The sequence below is a fragment of the Methylobacterium organophilum genome (assembly GCF_022179465.1).
GTDB classification, from domain to species: Bacteria; Pseudomonadota; Alphaproteobacteria; order Rhizobiales; family Beijerinckiaceae; genus Methylobacterium; species Methylobacterium organophilum.
Window position 1 is genome coordinate 219998 of record NZ_BPQV01000003.1, and the last position, 20046, is coordinate 240043.

The 20046-nt window shown below is 71.1% G+C and carries 18 protein-coding genes; 9 read left to right on the forward strand and 9 right to left on the reverse strand.

Annotated features, from left to right (window positions below; all coding sequences use genetic code 11):
• Window positions 1-2: 2 nt before the first annotated feature.
• On the reverse strand, window positions 3-506 hold the full coding sequence (locus tag MFF21_RS06525; protein WP_238310420.1) for a type III secretion system chaperone family protein: 504 nt from the start codon (window positions 504-506) through the stop codon (window positions 3-5).
• Between the two features lie 293 nt (window positions 507-799).
• Window positions 800-1081 (reverse strand): accessory factor UbiK family protein, encoded by a 282-nt coding sequence (locus tag MFF21_RS06530; protein ID WP_238310421.1) that lies wholly within the window; start codon window positions 1079-1081, stop codon window positions 800-802.
• Window positions 1082-1351: 270 nt separating this feature from the next.
• Between MFF21_RS06530 and MFF21_RS06535 the strand changes: the two genes are divergently transcribed.
• The 3 genes from MFF21_RS06535 to MFF21_RS06545 all read left to right on the forward strand — a co-directional run bounded on the left by MFF21_RS06535 (window position 1352) and on the right by MFF21_RS06545 (window position 4466).
• Window positions 1352-2083: a response regulator gene (locus tag MFF21_RS06535; protein ID WP_238310422.1), complete on the forward strand. Its 732-nt coding sequence runs from the start codon at window positions 1352-1354 to the stop codon at window positions 2081-2083.
• A gap of 13 nt (window positions 2084-2096) precedes the next feature.
• Window positions 2097-3665: an ATP-binding protein gene (locus tag MFF21_RS06540; RefSeq protein ID WP_238310423.1), complete on the forward strand. Its 1569-nt coding sequence runs from the start codon at window positions 2097-2099 to the stop codon at window positions 3663-3665.
• A 168-nt stretch (window positions 3666-3833) separates the two neighbouring features.
• Window positions 3834-4466 carry a hypothetical protein gene (locus MFF21_RS06545; RefSeq protein ID WP_238310425.1) on the forward strand — a complete coding sequence of 211 codons (633 nt, stop codon included), beginning with the start codon at window positions 3834-3836 and terminating at the stop codon, window positions 4464-4466.
• Window positions 4467-4528: 62 nt separating this feature from the next.
• On the opposite strand, the gene MFF21_RS06550 is transcribed toward MFF21_RS06545, so the two are convergent.
• Window positions 4529-5185 carry a glutathione S-transferase family protein gene (locus MFF21_RS06550; protein ID WP_238310428.1) on the reverse strand — a complete coding sequence of 219 codons (657 nt, stop codon included), beginning with the start codon at window positions 5183-5185 and terminating at the stop codon, window positions 4529-4531.
• A gap of 377 nt (window positions 5186-5562) precedes the next feature.
• On the opposite strand from MFF21_RS06550, the gene MFF21_RS06555 reads away from it, so the two are divergent.
• Both MFF21_RS06555 and rpsU read left to right on the forward strand, forming a co-directional pair.
• On the forward strand, window positions 5563-6777 hold the full coding sequence (locus MFF21_RS06555) for a polyhydroxyalkanoate depolymerase (RefSeq protein ID WP_238310429.1): 1215 nt from the start codon (window positions 5563-5565) through the stop codon (window positions 6775-6777).
• 196 nt (window positions 6778-6973) lie between these two features.
• Complete coding sequence (gene rpsU, locus MFF21_RS06560; RefSeq protein ID WP_238310430.1) at window positions 6974-7282, forward strand: 30S ribosomal protein S21; 309 nt, start codon at window positions 6974-6976, stop codon at window positions 7280-7282.
• Window positions 7283-7393: 111 nt separating this feature from the next.
• Here rpsU and MFF21_RS06565 read toward each other — a convergent pair whose 3' ends face one another.
• A complete protein-coding gene (locus MFF21_RS06565; RefSeq protein WP_238310434.1) occupies window positions 7394-7783 on the reverse strand; it encodes a response regulator in 390 nt (129 codons plus the stop codon).
• Between the two features lie 320 nt (window positions 7784-8103).
• On the opposite strand from MFF21_RS06565, the gene MFF21_RS06570 reads away from it, so the two are divergent.
• Window positions 8104-8889, forward strand: a complete 786-nt coding sequence (locus MFF21_RS06570) for a class II glutamine amidotransferase (protein ID WP_238310435.1) — start codon at window positions 8104-8106, stop codon at window positions 8887-8889.
• A gap of 74 nt (window positions 8890-8963) precedes the next feature.
• Complete coding sequence (locus tag MFF21_RS06575; RefSeq protein ID WP_238310437.1) at window positions 8964-10397, forward strand: NAD-dependent succinate-semialdehyde dehydrogenase; 1434 nt, start codon at window positions 8964-8966, stop codon at window positions 10395-10397.
• Window positions 10398-10444: 47 nt separating this feature from the next.
• On the opposite strand, the gene MFF21_RS06580 is transcribed toward MFF21_RS06575, so the two are convergent.
• Genes MFF21_RS06580 through MFF21_RS06600 form a run of 5 tightly spaced genes read right to left on the reverse strand, consistent with a single transcriptional unit; the run spans window position 10445 to window position 17960 of the window.
• The gene (locus MFF21_RS06580; RefSeq protein ID WP_238310439.1) at window positions 10445-11605 is read right to left on the reverse strand and encodes a VWA domain-containing protein; all 1161 of its coding nucleotides are present in this window, start codon (window positions 11603-11605) and stop codon (window positions 10445-10447) included.
• On the reverse strand, window positions 11602-13914 hold the full coding sequence (locus tag MFF21_RS06585) for a DUF5682 family protein (RefSeq protein ID WP_238310443.1): 2313 nt from the start codon (window positions 13912-13914) through the stop codon (window positions 11602-11604). Before MFF21_RS06585 ends, MFF21_RS06580 begins: the two co-directional genes overlap by 4 nt.
• 7 nt (window positions 13915-13921) lie before the next feature.
• Window positions 13922-15022: an ATP-binding protein gene (locus MFF21_RS06590; protein WP_238310445.1), complete on the reverse strand. Its 1101-nt coding sequence runs from the start codon at window positions 15020-15022 to the stop codon at window positions 13922-13924.
• Between the two features lie 29 nt (window positions 15023-15051).
• Window positions 15052-16590 (reverse strand): DUF5691 domain-containing protein, encoded by a 1539-nt coding sequence (locus tag MFF21_RS06595; RefSeq protein ID WP_238310446.1) that lies wholly within the window; start codon window positions 16588-16590, stop codon window positions 15052-15054.
• Window positions 16590-17960, reverse strand: coding sequence for an SWIM zinc finger family protein (locus MFF21_RS06600; RefSeq protein WP_238310448.1), 1371 nt, complete (start codon window positions 17958-17960; stop codon window positions 16590-16592). The genes MFF21_RS06595 and MFF21_RS06600 overlap by 1 nt, the downstream gene beginning before the upstream one ends.
• A 497-nt stretch (window positions 17961-18457) precedes the next feature.
• Here MFF21_RS06600 and MFF21_RS06605 point away from each other — a divergent pair, with 497 nt between their 5' ends.
• Together MFF21_RS06605 and MFF21_RS06610 are read left to right on the forward strand one after the other, a co-directional pair.
• The gene (locus MFF21_RS06605; RefSeq protein ID WP_238310451.1) at window positions 18458-19357 is read left to right on the forward strand and encodes a class II glutamine amidotransferase; all 900 of its coding nucleotides are present in this window, start codon (window positions 18458-18460) and stop codon (window positions 19355-19357) included.
• Entirely contained in the window at window positions 19357-20046 is a 690-nt protein-coding gene (locus MFF21_RS06610; protein ID WP_238310452.1) for a GltB/FmdC/FwdC-like GXGXG domain-containing protein, read from the forward strand. Before MFF21_RS06605 ends, MFF21_RS06610 begins: the two co-directional genes overlap by 1 nt.

The following is a 20046-nucleotide window of genomic DNA, read 5'->3' on the forward strand; positions in this document are numbered from 1 at the left end:
GCTCAGGCCTCGCCCTCGGTCTCGAACAGGACGGCGTCCAGGGATTCCCGGGCGCTCTTGCCGGCCCAGATCACGAACTGGAAGGCCTGGTAGTAGCGCTCGCAGGCATCGGTCGCGCTCTTCATCAGCATGGCGCATTGGCCCTGCGTCGGCGCGATGCCGCCGGTCAGCAGCAGGGAGTGGCGGAACATCACGACGCTGTCGGTCGACCAGAGATCGAAATGGCCGATCCAGAGCTGCTCGTTGACGAGGGTGACGAGCTTCAGCACCTCGGTCCGGCGCCGCTCCGGCACCTTGAGGTCGAAGGCGGAAGCGACGTGCAGCGCCTCGACGTCTTCGATCCAGGTGAAGGCGATGTGGTAATCCGTCCAGCGGCCCTGGACCGAGACCGACATCTCGTCGGCTTCCGCCCGGTCGAACATCCAGTCGCGCAGGGAGGCGATGCGTTCGACGACGTCGAGCGGGTGCTCGGGCCGGTCGTGATCTTCGATCTGGAGCTGGTTCATGGCGATCCAAGTTGTCGGCCGGTCGAGTCATGTCGAAACGGCCGGCGCAAAAGCAATTGCGGCCCGCAGATTGGGCAACCCAAGGTCGCGAACCTTCTCGCGAAGGTCTGCACCACGGATCATTTGACTCCGGCTGCGGTCCCGTCTTTCCGGTCGGGGCGAATCAGTGCTTTAGCGGTTATAACCTGCCCCGCCCGGAAGCTTCAAAGCTCCATTTGGGGTTGAGCGGTGGGCAACGCGCATTTCCACCGATCCTTCCTGTGCAAAATCACAGGCGGCCTCGAAGCCCGGGGTCACACCGCCTCGGAGCCGCCGGCCTTGGCTTCGAAGGCGCCGAGCTTGGTTTCGAGGGCGGCGACCCGGGTGGCGAGCGCCTCGTTCTGGGTCCGCAGCGAGGCGACGAGGTCGCGCAGCACGTCCACCTCCTCGCGGGTGGCGATGTCCATGTCGCGGATCAGGCGCTCGAACTGGCCCTTCACCAGGGTCTCGGCCTCCCGGCGCACGCCCTGGGCGGCACCGGCCGCATCGGTGAAGAGGCGGGCGAAATCGTCGAGGATGCGGTTCGGGCCCTGCATGGTCGGTCTCCCTGGAGCGCCGCCCCGGCGGTTTCGCCGGAGGGCCGAATCAGTGTCCGCTCCGACATAGGAATCGGCGCGACTCCGGGCAATCGCCCCCGTGAAAGGGATTTCGGCTTTTCCCGCCCCGGTTTCGGCAGGTTTCCGAACATCTCGGAGCCGCGGTCCCGCAACATCGGGTTACAAGGTTTGTTTCCCGACTCTCTTCGATCCGCAGCCGGCGCCGGGCATAACACCCGACAGAGGGTCGCCTTTCACTGCAGACGGATCATGAGCACCACCGCCGCCGCGCCCACGCCCCACATCCTCGTCGTCGAGGACGACCGCGAGATCAGCGCCCTCGTCGCCCGCTACCTGCGCGCCAACGAGTGCCGGGTGACGCTCGCGGGCGACGGGAAGGAAATGGACCGGGTGCTGCTCGACGCCCGGGTGGACCTGATCGTCCTCGACCTGATGCTGCCGGGCGAGGACGGCCTCAACCTGTGCCGGAGGCTGCGGGCCAACTCGTCCATCCCGATCATCATGCTCACCGCGAAGTCGGAGGATGTCGATCGCATCGTCGGGCTCGAGATCGGCGCCGACGACTATCTCGGAAAGCCGTTCAACCCACGGGAGCTCCTGGCCCGCATCCGGGCAATCCTGCGGCGGGGCGCCGGCAGCGACCGCCAGGAGGACGATGGCCTGCGCAAGCTCCATTTCGCGGGCTGGACCCTGGATGCGGCCCTGCGCCAGGTTCTGAGCCCGGAGGGTGCCCGCATCTCCATCACCGGCGCCGAGTTCGATCTGCTCCACGCGCTCTGCCTGCGCCCGGGCCGGGTTCTCTCCCGCGACCAGCTGCTCGACCTGACCCAGGGCCGCGCCGCCGGCCCGTTCGAGCGCAGCATCGACGTGCTGGTCAGCCGGATTCGCCAGAAGATCGAGCGGGACCCGCGCAGCCCGGAGATCATCCGGACGATCCGTTCCGGCGGCTACCTGTTCGCGCCGGAGATCACACGATCATGAGTGCGGGGATCGCATGAGCGCGGGGATCGAGGGCCTCGGCCCGAAAAACGGATATCCCTTTTCGAAAAATGCCGGTGCGGAACCGACGCAGGGCAGCGCGAGGCTCGCGCCGATCTCCGGTTCCGAGGCCAGTCGGGAGGCCGCCCTGCCGAATCGCCGGCGCTTTCCCTGGCCCCGCCCGCGCTCGGCGGCGGGCCAGATCGCCCTGCTCGTCGTCGCCTCGATCCTGGCCGCCCATATCTGCGCCGGCCTCGCCGTCCTGGCTCTGCGCGAGCCCTGGCGGGCGGAAGGTCATCCCGGGGTCGCGGCCACCCGGCTCGCCACGGTTGCCCGCCTCGTCGATGCCTCCGACCCCGCCGCGCGCGAGGGGGTGCTGACCTCCGCGGCCAAGACGCTGCCCGCCCTGCGGCTCTCCGCCTGGGATGGGACGCTGCCGGCCACCGGCGGCCCCAAGCAGGATCTCGGCGAGGGACGGGGGATGCTCGACCGCGTGCGCGAGGTCTTCGGCCCGAATCTCGACCTGACTCTCCTCGGAACCGGCGCCGGTCCGAATGGCGGCCGGATCCTCCATATCGGCCTCGCCACCCCTTCCGGCGCCCGCCTTCAGGCAGTGCTGCCGGCCGAACCGCCGCGGCCCTCGCTCCAGGGGCCCCTCGTCCTCACCCTGCTCTTCCTGGGGCTGAGCCTCGCCATGCTCTCCCTCTGGGCGACCCGGGCGCTCACGGCGCCGCTCGCCCGCCTCGCCCACGCGGCGGAGGCCTTCGGGACCGAGGCGAGCCCGCTGCCCCTGCCGAAGCGCGGGCCGGAGGAGGTGCTGGCCGTCGCCCGCGCCCTCGACCGGATGCGCGCACGCGTGCATCGCCTGATCGACGATCGCACCCAGATGCTGGCCGCGATCAGCCACGATCTGCGCACGCCGATCACGCGGCTGCGGCTGCGGGCCGAGTTCATCGAGGATGAGCACGCCCGGGCTGCGACCCTGCGCGACCTCGACCAGATGAACGGCCTCGTCGAGGCGGCCCTCTCCTACGTGCGGGACGGCCAGAGCGGGAATGCGGGGCCGATGCCGCTGATCGATCTCGCCTCGATCGTCCAGACCGTCTGCGACGATTTCAGCGACGTGGGCGCCGACGTGACGCTGGATCGTGCCCGTCACGTGCTGGTGCGCGGGCGGCCGGAGGAATTGCAGCGGGCGATCACCAACCTCGTGGACAACGCCGTGAAATATGCCGGCGCGGCCCGCATCGCGATGAGCGCCGGGCCGCACGGCATCGCCGTGGAGGTGAGCGACGAGGGCCCCGGCATCCCGGATGCCGAGCACGCGGCGATGCTGCAGCCCTTCGTCCGGGGCGATCGGGCCCGCAATCTCAACGAGGCGAGCGGCTTCGGCCTGGGGCTCTCGATCGTGCTGGCCATCGCCGAGACGCATGGCGGGCGGCTCGCTCTGCGCAACCGCGAGGGCGGCGGCCTCGTCGCCCGCATCGACCTGCCCGCGGCCACGGGTGGGGAGACGTCACGCCCGACGGGGTCGGATCCGGTTCCAGCGCGCAGGACGACGCCGCCGGCCGGACTCGAGGCTTAGGCCGGATCGATTCGAACCGGAAATTTGACGCGAAAGGTTTCTCAAGCCGCCTCCGAAACATCTGGAAACACAGGCACCGCCCGGCATCAGGATCCCGTTAAGCATGGCGGCCTCTCCTGAGCGTCGCGATCACGCACCCTGCGCGTATCGCCGCCACCGGAGCGATCGATGACCGCCATCTCCAGTCTGTTCTCCTCGACGAGCACCCAGGCGACCCGTCCGCCACCCCCGCCGCCCCAGGGCCAAGGCCAGGGCAGCGACCCGATCGCGGACGAGATCAGCAGCGCGCTGTCCTCGGGCTCGATCAGCTCGACCGATGCCACCGCCCTCACCAGCGCGCTGGACAGCATCCATTCGAGCCTGTCCGAAGACGATTCCGCGACCTCGACGTCGAACACGGGTTCGAGCAAGGGCGCCGCGCGCCACGACCCGAGCGCGATGAAGTCCAAGATCGACGGCCTGATCGCGGACCAGGTCAGCGCCGGGACCCTGACGAGCGATCAGGCGGACACGCTGAAGTCGATGTTCGCGGATGCCGCCGCCTCGGGTCCGGCCGGCATGCAAGGACCGCCGCCCCCGCCGCCTTCGGACGGCCTGTCCGCCTCCGCGAGCACGGATTCGAGCGACGGATCCTCCAGCGCCACCGATTCCGCGAGCACGGCGAGCAATGCCAGCGCGCTCCTCGCGGATTTCCTGAAGCAGTTGCAGTCGAATTTGGCGAGCAGCGCCAGCTACGGCGCCAACGGCAGCTCGAGCACCGCCTACGCCAAATCGAGCCTGGTGCTGGATTTCAACGCCTGAGCGGGCCGGCGCGTCGGAGGGCTTCGCGCCTGCCCCTCATCCTCGACGATTCCGGAGGACGATCAGAACTCCATGTCGAGTTCCTGAATCTCCTCCGGCTCGCCGGCCGCGGCCTCGGTCCACTCGGTCATCAGGTCCCAGGCGAGAATCGTGTCCTTGTAGGTGTCCGCCGTGAACGGCAGCCGCACGTCGTAGGTGCGAAAGCGCGTGCAGACGGGCGCGTACATCGCGTCCGCGAGCGTCGGCTTCGGTCCGAACAGGAACGGGCCGCCGGAGCGCGACAGGCAATCCTCGAAGATCGTGCAGATGCGCTCGATGTCGCCCTTGGCGCCGTTGAACACCTTGAAGCCGTGATGGAGCGCCCGCAGGTTCATCGGCAGCGCCGAGCGCAGATTGATGAATCCGCCATGCATCTCGCCCGACACCGAGCGGCACCGCGCCCGCTCGACCGGCGGCTCCGGCAGAAGCCCCGCCTGGGGATACGACTCGTTGAGATATTCCGCGATCGCGAGGGTGTCCCACACGCTGATCCCGCCATGGTCGAGCCGCGGCACGAGGAAGGAGGGCGAGAGCAGCAGCAATTCGGCCCGGATCGAGGCATCGGCCCCCGAGACGACGGCGGTCTCGAAATCGAGGCCGACCATCCGGCAGATCAGCCAGCCGCGCAGGGACCAGGAGGAGTAGTTCCGGCTCGAAATCGTCAGCGTCGCCTCAGCCATGGTCGTTGTCCTCCACCATTGTTGCCGAGATGCGATCCAAGACTCGTACCAGCCATCATCCGGCTTCACGCCAGCCGCGCTGTCCACCGAAATCGCCGCACGTCCGGGATCCGAAAATCTTCCTCGAAGTTATCGAATCCCCGGTGGGCATGATGCTCGCGTCGGGACAAGGACGAAAGCGGCTTCTCCCGGTGGCCGGTCCGGATGTGGGTGATGCGCGGATACGACACTCGTTCACATATATACTTTTTGCTGGTTGCGCGCCCTTGCGAGGCGGATGACCCTGCCGCCTCCTCGCAGACCGCCTGCGGGCTGCCGCGGGAGGGCGCCACCGGTCGTGCATCGGCGGTGTCCCCTCCCGCAGGAGACACCGGTCGATGATGTACGAAGCCTTCGACGTTCAGAGCGACATCGCGCGCCAGACCCGGGCCTGGGGCCGCGTGATCCGCGATGCGACCGCGCCGTTCGCCGATTCGCCCTTCGGCGGCCCGGCGAAATGGTGGTCGGCCGGTGCGCGCATGATGATGCGGGCGGGCCTCACCTTCACCCGACCCTCCTACGGCATCAGCCGGGTGACGGTCGGCAACCGCGAGGTGCCCGTTCTCGAGGAGCCGGTGGTCGCCACGCCCTTCGGGACGCTGCTGCGCTTCCGCAAGGACGTCGAGACCGAGCAGCCGAAGGTGCTGGTGCTCGCCCCCCTGTCGGGCCACTTCGCGACGCTGCTGCGGGGCACGATCCGCACCCTGCTGCCCGATCACGACGTCTACATCACCGACTGGCACAATGCCCGCGACGTCCCGGTCTCCGAGGGCCGCTTCGGCTTCGACGACTATGTCGATCACGTCGTGCGGTTCGTCGAGACCATGGGCGAGGGCACGCATCTCCTGGCGGTCTGCCAGCCCGCGGTGCAGGCGCTCGCCGCGACCGCGGTGATGGCCCAGTCGAAAAACCGGACGCAGCCGCGCAGCATGACGCTGATGGCCGGCCCGGTGGATTGCCGCGTCAGCCCGACCAGCGTGAACGAGCTCGCCACCTCGAAGCCGATCGAGTGGTTCGAGCAGAACCTGATCGCCACCGTGCCCGCCCGCCACAAGGGCGCCGGCCGCAAGGTCTATCCGGGCTTCATGCAGGTTTCGGCCTTCGTCGCGATGAACGCCAAGCGCCACAGCCAGGCCCATAGCGACCTGTTCTGGCACTACATGAACGACGAGGCCGAGAAGGCGACCGCGCTGGAGACCTTCTACGACGAGTATTTCGCCGTGCTCGACCTCACGGCGGAATTCTACCTCGAGACCGTCTCGAAGGTGTTCCAGACCTACGACCTCGCCCGCAACGCGCTGACCTATCGCGGCACGCCGATCGACATGGGCGCGATCCGCCGCACGGCGCTGATGACGGTGGAGGGCGAGCGGGACGACATCTGCTCCGTCGGCCAGACCATGGCCGCCCACGATCTGTGCACGGGGCTCGCGCCGCACATGAAGAGCCATCATCTCCAGGCGGGCGTCGGCCATTACGGCGTCTTCTCCGGCCGCAAGTGGGAGGGCCAGACCTACCCGCTCGTGCGCAACTTCATCCAATCCCACGCCTAACGGTTTCACGCCGACTTCCAACGGCGTCGCCGTTGGTGTATGGCGTGAGGTCAGGTGCAAGCTTTCGCGCCGATTCGGACACACGACGCGCCCCTCCTGGGCCGATCCCGGGACAGGGGCGTTTGTCGGTTTTTCCCTTGAGGGGGTCCGGATCGGGCGCGGTCCGGTAAAGACGTATTCCAGAGGATCAAGTCCGTTGCAGGTACTCGTTCGCGACAACAACGTCGATCAGGCGCTCCGCGTCCTCAAGAAGAAGATGCAGCGCGAGGGCATTTTCCGCGAGATGAAGCAGCGGAAGGCCTATGAGAAGCCGTCCGTGCGCAAGGCTCGCGAGAAGGCCGAGGCCGTGCGCCGTGCCCGCAAGCAGGCCCGCAAGACCGCCATCCGCGAGGGCCTGATCGCGGCCCCGAAGCCGAAGCCCCGTACCGGCGCCCCGCGCCGCCCCGGCTTCGGCCAGCAGCAGAGCCCGGCTCCGGCCGCCGCGGCTCCCGCCGTGGCCTCCTGAGGCCCTTCGCGCCGAAAACGATGAAGGCCGCTGCGAAGCGGCCTTTGCATCGGACGAGCGAGACGATCTGGCCCGGCTGTCCCCCGACAGCGCGGGCCTTTTCCGTTTGTGTCAGGCGTGCGGCTCCAGGGCGGCGCGCTCGGCCTGGACGAGGACGGCCAGCGGCACCCAGGGCTTGCGCAGGAACACCGCGTGAGACGGCAATTCCGACGCGCGGTCCGTCTCGCGCTTGGAGGTCACGACCAGACGGACCTCCGGCCAGCGCGCATCCACCGTGCGGGCGAGCGCCACGCCATCCATCGCGCCGGCCAAAGCCGTGTCGGCGAGCACCATCGCCACATCCACGTCGGGCCGCTCCAGCACGGAGAGGGCCGCCTCTGCGCTCTCGCAGGCGATGACATCGAGATCCGTCTCCTCGATGAGGACGGAGGCGAGGTTGCGAAGGTCGGCATCCTCCTCGACGACGAGAGCCACGCGATGATCCGGGTTTGCGTGAGCCATGGAATCTCCTTCGCTCGTTCGAATGGGTTTCTCAGGTCCGGCGGAGCGGGACCTGCCTGTACGCGACGCGGGAGGGGGGACACCGCGGACAACGTGCGGCGCTCACCGACAACCGGCGGCCATGCCTTCGGGTTCAGCCCAAATCAGGAGGTTATGCTTCCAGGCGCCACGGCGCATTAAGAACCTGTTCACCATCTTGGCATGAATGTTAGCCTCCGCAAACGAATCTCGGCCTTCCGGACCGAGGCTTGCATGGGGAGCCGTTCAGGCGGCGGCTCGGGCACGCTCCCGAGCGAGACACGGAGGTTCAGAGGTCCGCGATGTGCCGTTTCCTGGCCTATCTCGGTGAGCCGGTTTTCCTGAACGAACTCGTCTGCGCGCCGACGCATTCCCTCGTGCACCAGTCCCTGCACGCCACCGAGGCGAAGACCGAGACCAACGGGGACGGGTTCGGGATCGGCTGGTACGGCGAGCGCCCGGAGCCCGGTCTCTACCGCGACATCTGCCCGGCCTGGTCGGACGAGAACCTGGTCAATCTCTGCTCGCAGGTCCGCGCGCGCACCTTCTTCGCCCATGTCCGCGCATCGACGGGCACGGCCACCACCCGGGCGAACTGCCATCCCTTCGCCCATGGCCGCCACCTGTTCATGCATAACGGCCAGATCGGCGGCTATCACCGGATCAAGCGGCGGCTGGAGGCGCTGATCCCGGACGAGCTCTACGACACCCGCCGCGGCACCACGGATTCGGAAGCGATCTTCCTGCTCGCCCTGGCCGAGGGGCTGACCGAGGATCCGGTCGGCGCCATGCGCCGGACGGTGACGACCGTGCGCACGCTGACGCAGGAGGCCAAGGTCACGGAGGCCTTCCGCTTCACCGCCGTCCTCACCGACGGCGAGACCCTCACCGCCTATCGCTGGGCCTGCGACGGACGCCCCCCGAGCCTCTACTACCGCGAGACGCCGCAGGGCCTGACCGTGGTCTCCGAGCCGATCGACGGCTGCCGCGAGGGCTGGAAGATCGTGCCCAAGGGCGGCACCCTGCGGGCGCGCCGGGGCGAAGGGGCGTCGATCTCTGCGCCCGACGCAGAGCGGATCGCCGCCTGAGGAGGAAACGCTCCTAACCGGCCCCGAACTGCGCTAGGTCCCGGCGGTCTCATCGCCGTAAGCGGGGCCTGCCCATGTTTCCCGACGTCAAGCTCCACATCGCCGGCCATTGGCGCGCGGGCGCCGGCGGCGACACCCTCCCGATCCTGAACCCGGCCACGGGCGAGACGCTCGGCCGGCTGGCCTGCGCCACCCGGGCCGATCTCGACGAGGCGCTGGAAGCCCTCGCCCGCGGCTTCGCCGCCTGGCGGGCCGTCTCGGCCTTCGAGCGCGGCAAGGTGCTCCGGAAGGCCGCCGGGCTGATGCGCGAGCGCGCCGAGACCATCGCCCGGCTGATGAGCCTGGAACAGGGCAAGCCCCTGGCCGAGGCGCGCATCGAGACCGCGGTGGCGGCCGACATCATGGAGTGGTTCGCGGAGGAAGGCCGGCGCGCCTATGGCCGGGTGATCCCCGCCCGGGCGGACGGCGTGCTGCAGATCGTGGTGCGCGAGCCGGTCGGCCCCGTCGCCGCCTTCACGCCCTGGAACTTCCCGATCAACCAGGCGGTGCGCAAGCTTTCCGCGGCCCTCTGCACCGGCTGCCCGGTGATCCTGAAGGGGCCCGAGGACACGCCGGCGAGCTGCGCCGAGCTGGTGCGCGCCTTCCTCGATGCAGGGGTGCCGGGCGACGCCCTCGCCCTGGTCTTCGGCGAGCCCGCCGAGATCTCCGGCTACCTGATCCCGCATCCGGTCATCCGGAAGATCACCTTCACGGGCTCCACCGCCGTGGGCAAGCAGCTCGCGGCGCTCGCCGGCCAGCACATGAAGCGGGCCACGATGGAGCTCGGCGGCCACGCCCCGGCGATCGTGTTCGACGATGCCGATGTCGAGACCGCCGTGCGGGTGCTCTCGGCCAACAAGTACCGCAATGCCGGGCAGGTCTGCGTCGCCCCGACCCGCTTTCTCGTCCAGGAGAAGGTCTATGACCGCTTCGTCGACGGCTTCGTGGCCGTCTCGAAGGGGCTGAAGGTCGGCCCCGGTCTCGAGGAGGTCACGCAGATGGGCCCCCTGATCCATGCCCGCCGGCTCGAAGCGATGGAGGCCCTGGTGGCCGATGCCAACGAGAAGGGCGCCACCCTACGCACCGGCGGCAAGCGCATCGGCAACCAGGGTCATTTCTTCGAGCCGACCGTGTTCACGGACGTGCCCCTCGAGGCGCGCCTCATGAACGAGGAGCCCTTCGGTCCGATCGCCGCGATCCGGCGCTTCAGCCGCGACGAGGAGGCCCTGGAGGAGGCCAACCGCCTGCCCTACGGGCTCGCGGCCTATGCCTATACCCGCTCGGCGGAGCGGGCGACGCGGGTGGGCTCGCAGGTCGAGGCGGGCATGGTCTCGATCAACCACCACGGCATCGCCCTGCCCGAGACGCCCTTCGGCGGTGTCAAGGATTCGGGCTACGGCAGCGAGGGCGGCTCCGAGGCGATCGAGGCCTATCTCACCACGAAGTTCGTCACGCAGGCGAGCTTCTGAGGGCGCAAACAGGAAGCGCCTCCCGGCGCCCCGGCGCCGGGCGTTCGCTATCGCGTCTCGGCGGCCGGCACGGCGGCGATGCCGGCCTGGGCCGCCCAGGCGCCGAGATCCTGCTTGCGGATCGCCGCCGCCATCAGGTCGGAGAACAGGTCCGGCGTGCAGGCGAAGGCGGGCACGCCCAGGGCGACGAGCCGCGCGGCGAGCGCCCGGTCATAGGCCGGCGCGCCCTCGTCGGAGAGGGCGAGCAGGGCGATCACCTGCACGCCGCTGCCGACCAGACGCTGCGCCCGCGCCAGCAGCCCCGCCTCGACGCCGCCCTCGTAGAGGTCGGAGATCAGCACCAGCACCGTGTCCTCGGGCCGGGTGATCCGGGATTCGCAGTAGCCCACCGCCCGGTTGATGTCGGTGCCGCCGCCGAGCTGCACCGAGAACAGCACCTCCACCGGATCGTCCATGGTGTCGGAGAGGTCGACCACCTCCGTGTCGAACACCACGAGCCGGGTCGAGACCGCGGGCAGTGAGGCCATCACCGCACCGAAGATGCTCGAATAGACCACGGAATTGGCCATCGAGCCCGACTGGTCGATGCACAGGATCACGTCCTTGAGCGAGCCGCGGCTCTTTCGGCCATGGCCGAGCCGCGTCTCCGGGATGATGGTGCGGTACTCCGCCTGGTAGTGGCGCAGATTCGCCCGGATGGTGCGGTTCCAGTCGATCTCGGCATGGCGCGGGCGCCGGTTCAGGCTCGCCCGGTCGATCGCGCCGTTCACCGCCTGGCGCAGGGGCTCCTCGAGCTTCTTCATCAGGGCGTCGACCACCTTGCGCACGACGAGGCGGGCCGTGTCCCTGGTCCGGCCGCCGAGCAGGCCGCGCAGGGAGATCAGCGTCGAGACCAGGGAGACGTCGGGCACGACCGCCTCCAGCATCTCGGGCTCGCTGAGCATGCGCTTGAGGTCGAGGCGCTCGAAGGCATCGCGCTGCATCACCTGCACGACCGAGGCCGGGAAGTAGTCGCGGATATCGCCGAGCCAGCGCGGCACCGAGGGCGCGGAGGCGCCGAGCCCTCCCTTGCGGTCGGAATCGTAGAGGGCGCCCATCGCCCGGTCGAGGCGCAGGTCGTGCTCCGAGAGGGCGCAGCCGGTCCCCTCGGCCGGGCCACCCCCGAGCACGAGGCGCCAGCGGCGCAGGCGTTCGCTCTCGTCGCTCATTCCGGCGCTCCCGTTCCCGGCTCCGGGCCGAGCAGCCGATGGAGGATCGGCAGCACCCTGGCCGCGCGCTCCGCGTCGAAGACATAGCCCGGCGGCCCGGCCTCCGGCACGGCGCCTCCCGGCCGGCGCAGGGCCTCGCCGATCGCCCGGCGCTCGGCCGGGGCGATGGTCGCGAAGGTGCGGCGCACAAGGGGCAGAAGCTCCACGAACAGGGCCTCGTCGAGCCCCGTGAGCCAGTCGTCGAGGACGGCGAGCAGGTCCCGCCCGTGGATCAGGGCCGTGCCGCTGTCTTCGAGGAAGCCCTCGATCCAGGCGGCGGCCGGCGCCGCCCCGGAGGCCCGCGACAGGGCGCGGGCGAGGCGCTGGCCGGCCTCATCGCCCCTGACCACGCGATCGTCGAAGAGCAGGCGCACGGCGCGTCCGACGACGCGGCCATGGGCATGCTCCTGGTCGGCGAGCGCCAGCAACGCCTCCTGCCAGGCGGCCTTCAGCGCCGGCTCCTCCAGGAGCGACAGGGCAGCCGATACGGAAACGAGATGCCTCTTGGCGATGGCGGCGGCCTCGTCGTCGAGGCTCTGGCAGGCGGCGACGAGCCCGGCGGCCGCCCGCGGCACCAATCCGCGCACCACCGCCAGCACCGGCGCGGTGTCGGAGGCGCGGACCGACCCGTAGCGGGCGAGGTCGGCCAGCGGCGGCAGCGCCTCCATCAGGTCGAACACGTCCGCGGAGACGGCGGCGCGGTCGTTGAGCGCGGCGATAACGGCCTGCGTGGCCTCGGCGAGATCCGCATCGAGCAGCGTGCCGATCAGGCCCGACAGTTCCGAGACCCGGCTCGCCGCCCGGGCGCGCGCCGTGACGCGGCTTGCCGCAGCCTCGGCCACGGTGCCGCCCTCGGCGGAGGCCGCCACCAGTTCCACCACCCATTCCGGCTGCCAGGCCAGGAACCAGGCCTCCTTGAAGGTGCCGCGCCCGCGCGCCTCCCGCCGCGTGCCCCAGGGAATCCCGATCAAGGCGAGCCGGTTGAGGAAATGGCTGCGGGCGAGGTCGGTCTCCTTGCGCAAGTCGAGGGTGAGTTCCCCGGCCGTGGCGGAGGGCTTCAGGCGCAGGCGCCTGCACTGGACCTCGAAATCGACCTCCACCGGCGTGCCCGGGCTGGCCGGCGGGGTGGCGCCGAGGCGCTCGCCGATCACGAGCTTGCGCCGGATCAGCGCCATCGGCCCCGGATCGGCGAAGCAGAGGGTCGCCTGGGCCGCCTCGTCGAGATCGTCGAGGGAGGGCCGGGCCCGGCCGCGGAAGCCCGCCAGGGCCTCGGCGAGGCGGGCCGCCTCGATCACCGAGGCCGGCGAGGCATCGAGATCCGCCTCCCGCAGCAGCGCCGCGGCCCGGGCGAGCCAACGGGCGGCGACCCGGGATTCGTGGTTCCAGAGGGTGTCGTACCATTCCGGCGAGAGCACGCCGGCCCGGTAGCCGCTCGCCGTGGCGAGCCGCTCGTAGGACCAGGGCGCCCAGGCGGCGGCGACCTTGGTCTTCGGCAGCCCTTTCAGGGTCGCGGCGTCCGCCGCCGACTGCCCGCGCGCGTCGTGCCGCGCCAGGGCGGGCACGTGCCAGGCGCCGCAGATCACCGCGACGCGCTCGAAGCCCTCCTTGGCCGCCTTGCGGATGGACTGGCGCATCTGCGCCTCGCGGGCCTCCTCGCGGAAGGCCTCGTCGGGATCGGGGTCGTCCTGCTCCCGCAGGGCCGCCATCGCCTCCGCGATCGCCGCGAACACGTCCCCATCCGCCCCCGCCCGGCTCTCGACGAAGGCATCCCACCAGCGCTCCCCATCGGGAAAGCCCGCGGCCTGGGCCAGTTCGCCGAAGGGATCGCGCCGGATCGCGGCGGGCGCCGCCGCGGCGCTTTCCGGAGGCGCCGCCCCCGCGGAGGCGAGGGCCTCGGCCGGCGGCGCGTCCTGCGGCGCTTCCCCGCTCTCCTCCGCTTTACCGAAGCCGTCCGCGAGCTGGATCGCGTGGGGCAGGTCGATGAAGCGCAGGCTCGCCCCCGCCGCGATCCCGTGCCGCAACGCCACCCATTCCGGCGAGAAGGCCGCAAAGGGGAAGAAGGCGCAGGCCTGCGGCCGGTCCGGCCGATAGACGAGGAGGGCCACCGGCGGCGTCATGCCCTCCGCGGCGGCGAGGGGGATCAGGGCCTCGGCATCCGGCGGCCCCTCGATCAGCAGGCAATCGGGCGCGAAGGCGTCCAGGGCCGCGCGCAGCGAGCGGGCCGAGCCCGGCCCGTGATGGCGGATGCCGTAGAGGCGGATCTCGGGCATCGCGCGCTCAGGCGCTCTCGCGGGCGGCCCGGTACAGGTCCTTCCACTCGGCCCGCTCCTTGACCACGGTCTCCAGGTATTCGCGCCAGACGATCGCGTCCTGGACCGGATCCTTCACCACGGCGCCGCTGATCCCGGAGACGAGGTCCTGGGCCGAGAGGCGCCCGTCGCCGAAATGTGCGGCGAGCGCCAGACCGTTGCCGACCACGCTGATGGCTTCCGCCGTCGAGAGCGTGCCGGAGGGCTGCTTGACCTTGCTCTTGCCGTCGGCGGTCACGCCCTCGCGCAATTCGCGGAAGATCGTGACGACGCGGCGGATCTGGTCGGCGCCCGGCGGCTCGGCCGGGATCTCGAAGGCGCGGCCGAGCGCGGCGACGCGGCTCTCGACGATGGCGATCTCCGCCTCGATCGTGGCCGGCGGCGGCAGCACCACGGTGTTGAAGCGCCGCTTCAGGGCGCTCGACAGCTCGTTCACCCCGCGGTCGCGGTTGTTGGCCGTGGCGATGAGGTTGAAGCCCTTCTGCGCCGCCACCTCCTCGTTCAGCTCGGGGATCGGCAGGGTCTTCTCGGACAGGATGGTGATGAAGCTGTCCTGCGTCTCCGAGGGGATGCGGGTCAGCTCCTCGACGCGGGCGATGCGGCCCTCGCTCATCGCCCGCATGATCGGCGAGCCCACCACGGCCTCGCGGCTCGGCCCCTTGGCGAGCAGCAGCGCGTAGTTCCAGCCGTAGCGGATCGCCTCCTCGCTGGTGCCGGCCGTGCCCTGGACGATGAGCCGCGAGGTCCCGCTGATCGCCGCCGCCAGGTGCTCGCTGACCCAGCTCTTGGCGGTGCCCGGAACCCCGAGGAGCAGCAGCGCCCGGTCGGTGGCGAGCGTCGCCACCGCGATCTCCATGAGGCGCCGGTCGCCGATATATTTCGGCGAGACCGCGAAGCCGGACGGCAGCCGCCCACCCAGCAGGTAGGTGACGACGGCTTGCGGCGAGAGCTGCCAGTTCGGCGGCCGGGGCCGGTCGTCGGCCGCGCGCAGGGCCTCGAGCTCCTCGGCGAAGGCGTCCTCGGCGGCTCGGCGCAGCTGCGTGGCCTTGGTCCCGTTGGTCTGCGTCATCCTCAGGCTGTCTCCCGTGCGAATGCCCGTCAGGCGAAGTCGCGCCGCAGGGCGACGCGCAGCTCCAGGGTCTCGGCGAAGGCGGCGAGCTGGCCGTGCAGGCGCTGGTCCTCGCCCTCCGGCAATCGTGCCAGGATGGCGGCCGCCGCGGCCGCGGCGTCCTCGGTGGGGGCGATCCGCTCGCCGAGGCGGTCGAGGAGCCAGGTCTTGGCGAGACCGTCCCGGTCGGCCCGGGACCCACGGGTGACCGAGGCGAGCCAGTCGAGGCAGGCGGCGCCGAAGCCCTCCGAGAAGACCGGAGGGCCGGTGACGAGCAGGGCGAAGGCGTCCTCGATCGCGCCGCGAGGCAACGCCGCGGCCACGGTCCGCTCCCATTCCTCCGCCGGCAGCAGGGCCACGGTGCGGGCCCACCTCTCCCGCAGGGGATTCGTCGGCCGGATCCCGGACAGGCGCCCGGCATAGGCCTCCCCCAGAACCGCGGCCTGGGCACGGACCCAGTCGGGGTCGCGCTCGCGGCGCACGCTGGCGAAGAAGCCCTCGAAGATCGCCTCGGCGAACTCGCTGTGCAGGCCGAGCTCGATCCAGAGCCGCGGCGGATGCTCGGCGAAGACATGCAGGGGCGCGCGGGCGAGAATGTCCCGCAGGAGCCCGGCCCGGGTGCCGCCGCCCCGGCGCTCGTAGGCGTTGGGCTCCACGCCGTCCCGGGCGAGGGCGGGCGATTCCTCGGGCAGCGTCACCACGAGCGCGTGCTTCGTCCCCCCGAGGAGACGCCGCTTGCTCTCGACGGCGAGGGCGGCCCTGGTGCGCGCGCCCATGCGGGCGGCGAGGCGCGAGCGCGGCAGGCGCGGGAGCAGGCCCTGGGCCGCCGCCCGCACGCCGGAGGACCGGTCGTCGAGGCAGGCTTCGAGGAAGGGCTCGTCGGCCTCGCTCAGCCCGATCTCCAGGATCGAGACCAGGGCGTGGCGCATCTCCGCCTTCTCGGCCCGGAAGCCCGCCTCCAGGGCGGCGCGGGCGCCCTCGGGGTCGCGCTGGCGGAAGGCGGCGAAGGCCGCCCGGCGCTCCTCCGTCGTCCCCTCGGTCCAGTCCCGCCCGGCGGCGGGGGAGGCCTCGCCGCCGCAGGCCTGCCGGAACCAGGCGATCTCCGGACCGGCGATCCGGTCGAGGGCCTCGGGCCAGTCGCTGCGATAGGGAATCAGGGCCGGCAGCAGCCAGATCGGCGCACGCACGCCCGCCGCGCCGGCCAGCGCGCACCATTCCGCCAGCCGCGGGCGCGCGGTGCGGCCCCCGGCGAGGAGCAGGGCGAGCCGCGCCGCCGCGGCGGGCGGGCATTCCGGGCCGGCGGCCTCCCGCGGGGGGAGCGGCGCCAGCGCCTCCGCCGCCAGCCCTCGCCCGGCCAGGTGATGGAGCCCCTGCGCCGCGAGGCGCGCAAGCAGCCGCCCGCCCGAATCCGCCTCCGGGGCGAGGCCGGGGAAGGCATCGTCCAGCAGGGCGGGCGGCGCCCGCTCGGCCCCGATCAGGGCGGCGGCCAGGGCCGCCTCGAACCCGTCCGCGACAGGCACGGCACCCATCAGGCGGCCCGCGTCAGGATGGGCCGGAGGTCCTGCGCCGGCACCGCATAGAGATGGCCCTCCGCCACCAGGGCGAGGGCACTCAGCCCGAACCCGTCATAGAGCCCGAACAGATCGACCGGCCGCCCCGCCGCCACCGCGACGAGGGCGCCCACGCGCGGATCGGCCTTCAGGGCGAGACTGCCCGTGGCGTCGCCGATGCCGAAGGCGGGAGCCTCCGCCCCCTCGGAAAGGTGCCCGAAGCGGACCTCGCGCAGCCGCAGGGGCCAGCTCTCCAGCCAGGGCGCCTGCGCCAGGGCCTGGGCGAAACCGTCGAGGGCCGCCGCGATGCCCGTCGCCCCCGGAAGGCCGGCGAAGGACGCGGCACCGGCACGTCCCTCTCGAATCACCGCCCGCAGGGGCGGCGTGCCGGGATGGAAAGCGAGGGCGCCGCAGAAATCCTGACCGGCCGCCGGGACCGGCGGCAGCGGCGCGCCGGCGCTGGCATAGTCCACGATCTGCGCCAGGGCGCCGCTGCGGCGCCCGGCCAGCCAGACCGTGCGTGCGGTGAGCTTGTCCTCCTCCTCGACCGCATGGGCGAGCACCGCCCAGTCGTCGACCGCATCGGGCCGGGCGGCGAGATCCTCGGCGCCGACCGGATAGCCCAGCGCCGCGCGCACGCTCGCCACCTGGTCCGGCGCCAGGGCATGGAGCCGCCGTGCCGCCCGGACCAGGAGCGCGAGCCGTCCCAGGGCGAGGGCCAAAGCCGCATCGGGCCGGGCGGCGCCGAGAACGGGGGCGCCCGCCGCCAGCCCCGGCAGGGCACGCACCCGGCGGGCGAGGCCCGGCGCCTGCCCATCGACGAGGCGGCCCGCCATCCGGTCCCAGAAGGCGTAGGGCTCCGCCCGGGCCGCGGCGAGGCCGCGGCGCATCAGGTCGCGCAGCCAGAGATCGAATTCGTCCAGGGCGGCCGCGACGCGCTCCTCGCGGGCCTGACGCCGCTTGGCCTGCGCCTTCTCGTCGACGGGCTTCGCGGGAGCCTGGGCCTTGGTCTCGGCAGCGGTCGCCCGGCTCTCCCGCCCCTTCATCCAGGCGGCGACCCAGTCCGGCGGTTCGGCCTCGGCGAGCGGCGCCGCCGCATCGAGCAGCATCAGCCCGAGGGCATGCTTGCAGGGAAATTTCCGGCTCGGGCAGGTGCATTTCGAAGCCGGCCCAGCGAGATCGGCCACCGTGCGGTAGGGGCTCGCCCCGCTGCCCTTGATCTCACCCCAGATCACCCCGCCCGCCCGGCCCGGTGCGCTCCACTTGGCAGGCTTGGCCTGATCCTGGCCGGCTTTGCGGCTCGACGCATCGGGGGCGAGGTCGAGAATCTGGGCAGCGGTGAGGCTCATGCGGCAGGACGATCGTCTTTCCATCGGGCGGCTGCAGAGGAGCGGCACGTTATACGGTCGAAGCGGCGTTGCAACCCCAATAACGCTTAGAAATCACCTGGGTTGATTTTGGGTCTGCTCTGAACAACCCTCCGTTTTTCTGTCCCACATCACTTGTGCGCCATCGAATGACGTGGCAGCGCGTCGCGATCAAGAGATCCGATAGAACAAGGCCCGGGATGCGGCGCCTGGTATCGCGTCATCGGGCGCCGATTCGGGCCGCCAGGGGCCCTTGCCGGTCCCCGCACCGCCGATCTCTCCCCTCTCACGCTTCGGCAGCCCGGGGCCGTCTCGGGCCGGCTTACCCTTGGATCGGGAGCCGGATTCCGTGGGCCGCCAGTGGATCGGCGGGCACGAGGTGATTTCCTCTCAAGAAATTTCCATTACTCCTGATTGACGGACGCGGGCCGATATGCGACCTCTTTTCTCGAGAGATCCGACCGGGGGAGAAGAACGCGATGTGCGGCATCGTCGGGCTGTATCTGAAGACACCCAAACTTGAATCGCAGCTCGGCACGTTGCTGGCCGGGATGCTGGAAACCATGACCGATCGCGGCCCCGACAGCGCGGGCTTCGCGATCTACGGGACCGACACGGACGCGAACGGGGTCAAGCTGACCCTGCGCGGCCCGGACGCCGCGTCCCTCGACGAGGCGGTGACCGCCCTCGAGGCCCATCTCGGCACCTCCGTCGCCCGCACCGGGCGCGACACCCACAGCGTCCTCTCGCTGTCGGCGGAGCAGGAGAAGGCCGTGCGCGACTGGCTCGCCGCCGAGCGCCCCGGCATCGACGTGGTCGGCACCGGCAGCCGCATGGAGATCTACAAGGAGGTCGGGCTTCCGGCGCATGTCGCCGCCCGCTTCGACCTCGCCGGCATGACCGGCACCCACGGCATCGGCCATACCCGCATGGCCACCGAGAGCGCGGTGACCACCAACGGCGCCCACCCCTTCTCGACGGGGGCCGACGAGTGCCTCGTGCACAACGGCTCGCTCTCGAACCACAACGACCTGCGCCGGCGCCTGCGCCGCGAGGGCCTGAGCTTCGCCACCGCCAACGATTCCGAGGTGGCCGCCGGCTATCTCAGCTGGCGCATGCGGGAGGGCGACAGCCTCCAGCAGGCGCTGGAGGCGAGCCTGTCGGATCTCGACGGCTTCTTCACCTTCGTGGTCGGGACCAAGAGCGGCTTCGCCGTGCTGCGCGACCCGATCGCCTGCAAGCCGGCCGTGATGGCCGAGACCGACGACTACGTCGCCTTCGGCTCCGAGTACCGGGCGCTCGCCGGCCTGCCCGGCATCGAGAACGCCCGGGTGTTCGAGCCCGAGCCCGCCAAGGTCTATGCCTGGGAGCGCCACTGATGCCGAGCTTCGACCTGCGTAGCACGCCCCTGCGCGAACTGAACCGCAGCCTTCACGCGCTGCCCCCCGACACCAACGAGACCCATTGGACGATCACCGGGCCGGACGGGGCGCATGCCATCGCCGCCGGGCTCGACCGGGCCATCACCGTCGAGATCGAGGGCCATGTCGGCTATTACTGCGCCGGCATGAACAAGCAGGCCCAGGTCGTGATCCACGGCAGCGCCGGCACCGGCGTCGCCGAGAACATGATGAGCGGCTTCGTGCACGTGCGGGGCGATGCCGGCCAGTCGGCGGGCGCCACCGCCCATGGCGGCCTCCTCGTCATCGACGGCAATGCCGGCGCCCGCTGCGGCATCTCGATGAAGGGCATCGACATCGTCGTGAAGGGCTCGGTCGGCCACATGTCGGCCTTCATGGCCCAGGCCGGCACCCTGGCCGTGCTCGGCGATGCCGGCGAGGCCCTGGGCGATTCCCTCTACGAGGCGCGCCTCTTCGTGCGCGGCTCGGTGAAGAGCCTCGGCGCGGATTGCGTCGAGAAGGAGATGCGCGACGAGCACCGGGAGGCGCTTTACGCCAAGCTGAAGGCCGCGGGCCTGGCCGGCGAGGTCGATCCCTCCGAGTTCCGTCGCTACGGCTCGGCGCGCAACCTCTACCACTTCCACGTCGACAACGCCGGAGCCTACTGA

What these genes read in the sequence shown, in the direction of transcription:
- MFF21_RS06600 (WP_238310448.1), bottom strand. Translation starts at nt 17,960, where the DNA reads ATGAGCCTCACCGCTGCCCAGATTCTCGACCTCGCCCCCGATGCGTCG.
- MFF21_RS06555 (WP_238310429.1), top strand. Translation starts at nt 5,563, where the DNA reads ATGATGTACGAAGCCTTCGACGTTCAGAGCGACATCGCGCGCCAGACC.
- MFF21_RS06545 (WP_238310425.1), top strand. Translation starts at nt 3,834, where the DNA reads ATGACCGCCATCTCCAGTCTGTTCTCCTCGACGAGCACCCAGGCGACC.
- MFF21_RS06540 (WP_238310423.1), top strand. Translation starts at nt 2,097, where the DNA reads ATGAGCGCGGGGATCGAGGGCCTCGGCCCGAAAAACGGATATCCCTTT.
- MFF21_RS06565 (WP_238310434.1), bottom strand. Translation starts at nt 7,783, where the DNA reads ATGGCTCACGCAAACCCGGATCATCGCGTGGCTCTCGTCGTCGAGGAG.
- MFF21_RS06570 (WP_238310435.1), top strand. Translation starts at nt 8,104, where the DNA reads ATGTGCCGTTTCCTGGCCTATCTCGGTGAGCCGGTTTTCCTGAACGAA.
- MFF21_RS06585 (WP_238310443.1), bottom strand. Translation starts at nt 13,914, where the DNA reads ATGCCCGAGATCCGCCTCTACGGCATCCGCCATCACGGGCCGGGCTCG.
- MFF21_RS06575 (WP_238310437.1), top strand. Translation starts at nt 8,964, where the DNA reads ATGTTTCCCGACGTCAAGCTCCACATCGCCGGCCATTGGCGCGCGGGC.
- MFF21_RS06530 (WP_238310421.1), bottom strand. Translation starts at nt 1,081, where the DNA reads ATGCAGGGCCCGAACCGCATCCTCGACGATTTCGCCCGCCTCTTCACC.
- MFF21_RS06525 (WP_238310420.1), bottom strand. Translation starts at nt 506, where the DNA reads ATGAACCAGCTCCAGATCGAAGATCACGACCGGCCCGAGCACCCGCTC.
- MFF21_RS06605 (WP_238310451.1), top strand. Translation starts at nt 18,458, where the DNA reads ATGTGCGGCATCGTCGGGCTGTATCTGAAGACACCCAAACTTGAATCG.
- MFF21_RS06590 (WP_238310445.1), bottom strand. Translation starts at nt 15,022, where the DNA reads ATGACGCAGACCAACGGGACCAAGGCCACGCAGCTGCGCCGAGCCGCC.
- MFF21_RS06535 (WP_238310422.1), top strand. Translation starts at nt 1,352, where the DNA reads ATGAGCACCACCGCCGCCGCGCCCACGCCCCACATCCTCGTCGTCGAG.
- MFF21_RS06580 (WP_238310439.1), bottom strand. Translation starts at nt 11,605, where the DNA reads ATGAGCGACGAGAGCGAACGCCTGCGCCGCTGGCGCCTCGTGCTCGGG.
- MFF21_RS06610 (WP_238310452.1), top strand. Translation starts at nt 19,357, where the DNA reads ATGCCGAGCTTCGACCTGCGTAGCACGCCCCTGCGCGAACTGAACCGC.
- MFF21_RS06550 (WP_238310428.1), bottom strand. Translation starts at nt 5,185, where the DNA reads ATGGCTGAGGCGACGCTGACGATTTCGAGCCGGAACTACTCCTCCTGG.
- MFF21_RS06595 (WP_238310446.1), bottom strand. Translation starts at nt 16,590, where the DNA reads ATGGGTGCCGTGCCTGTCGCGGACGGGTTCGAGGCGGCCCTGGCCGCC.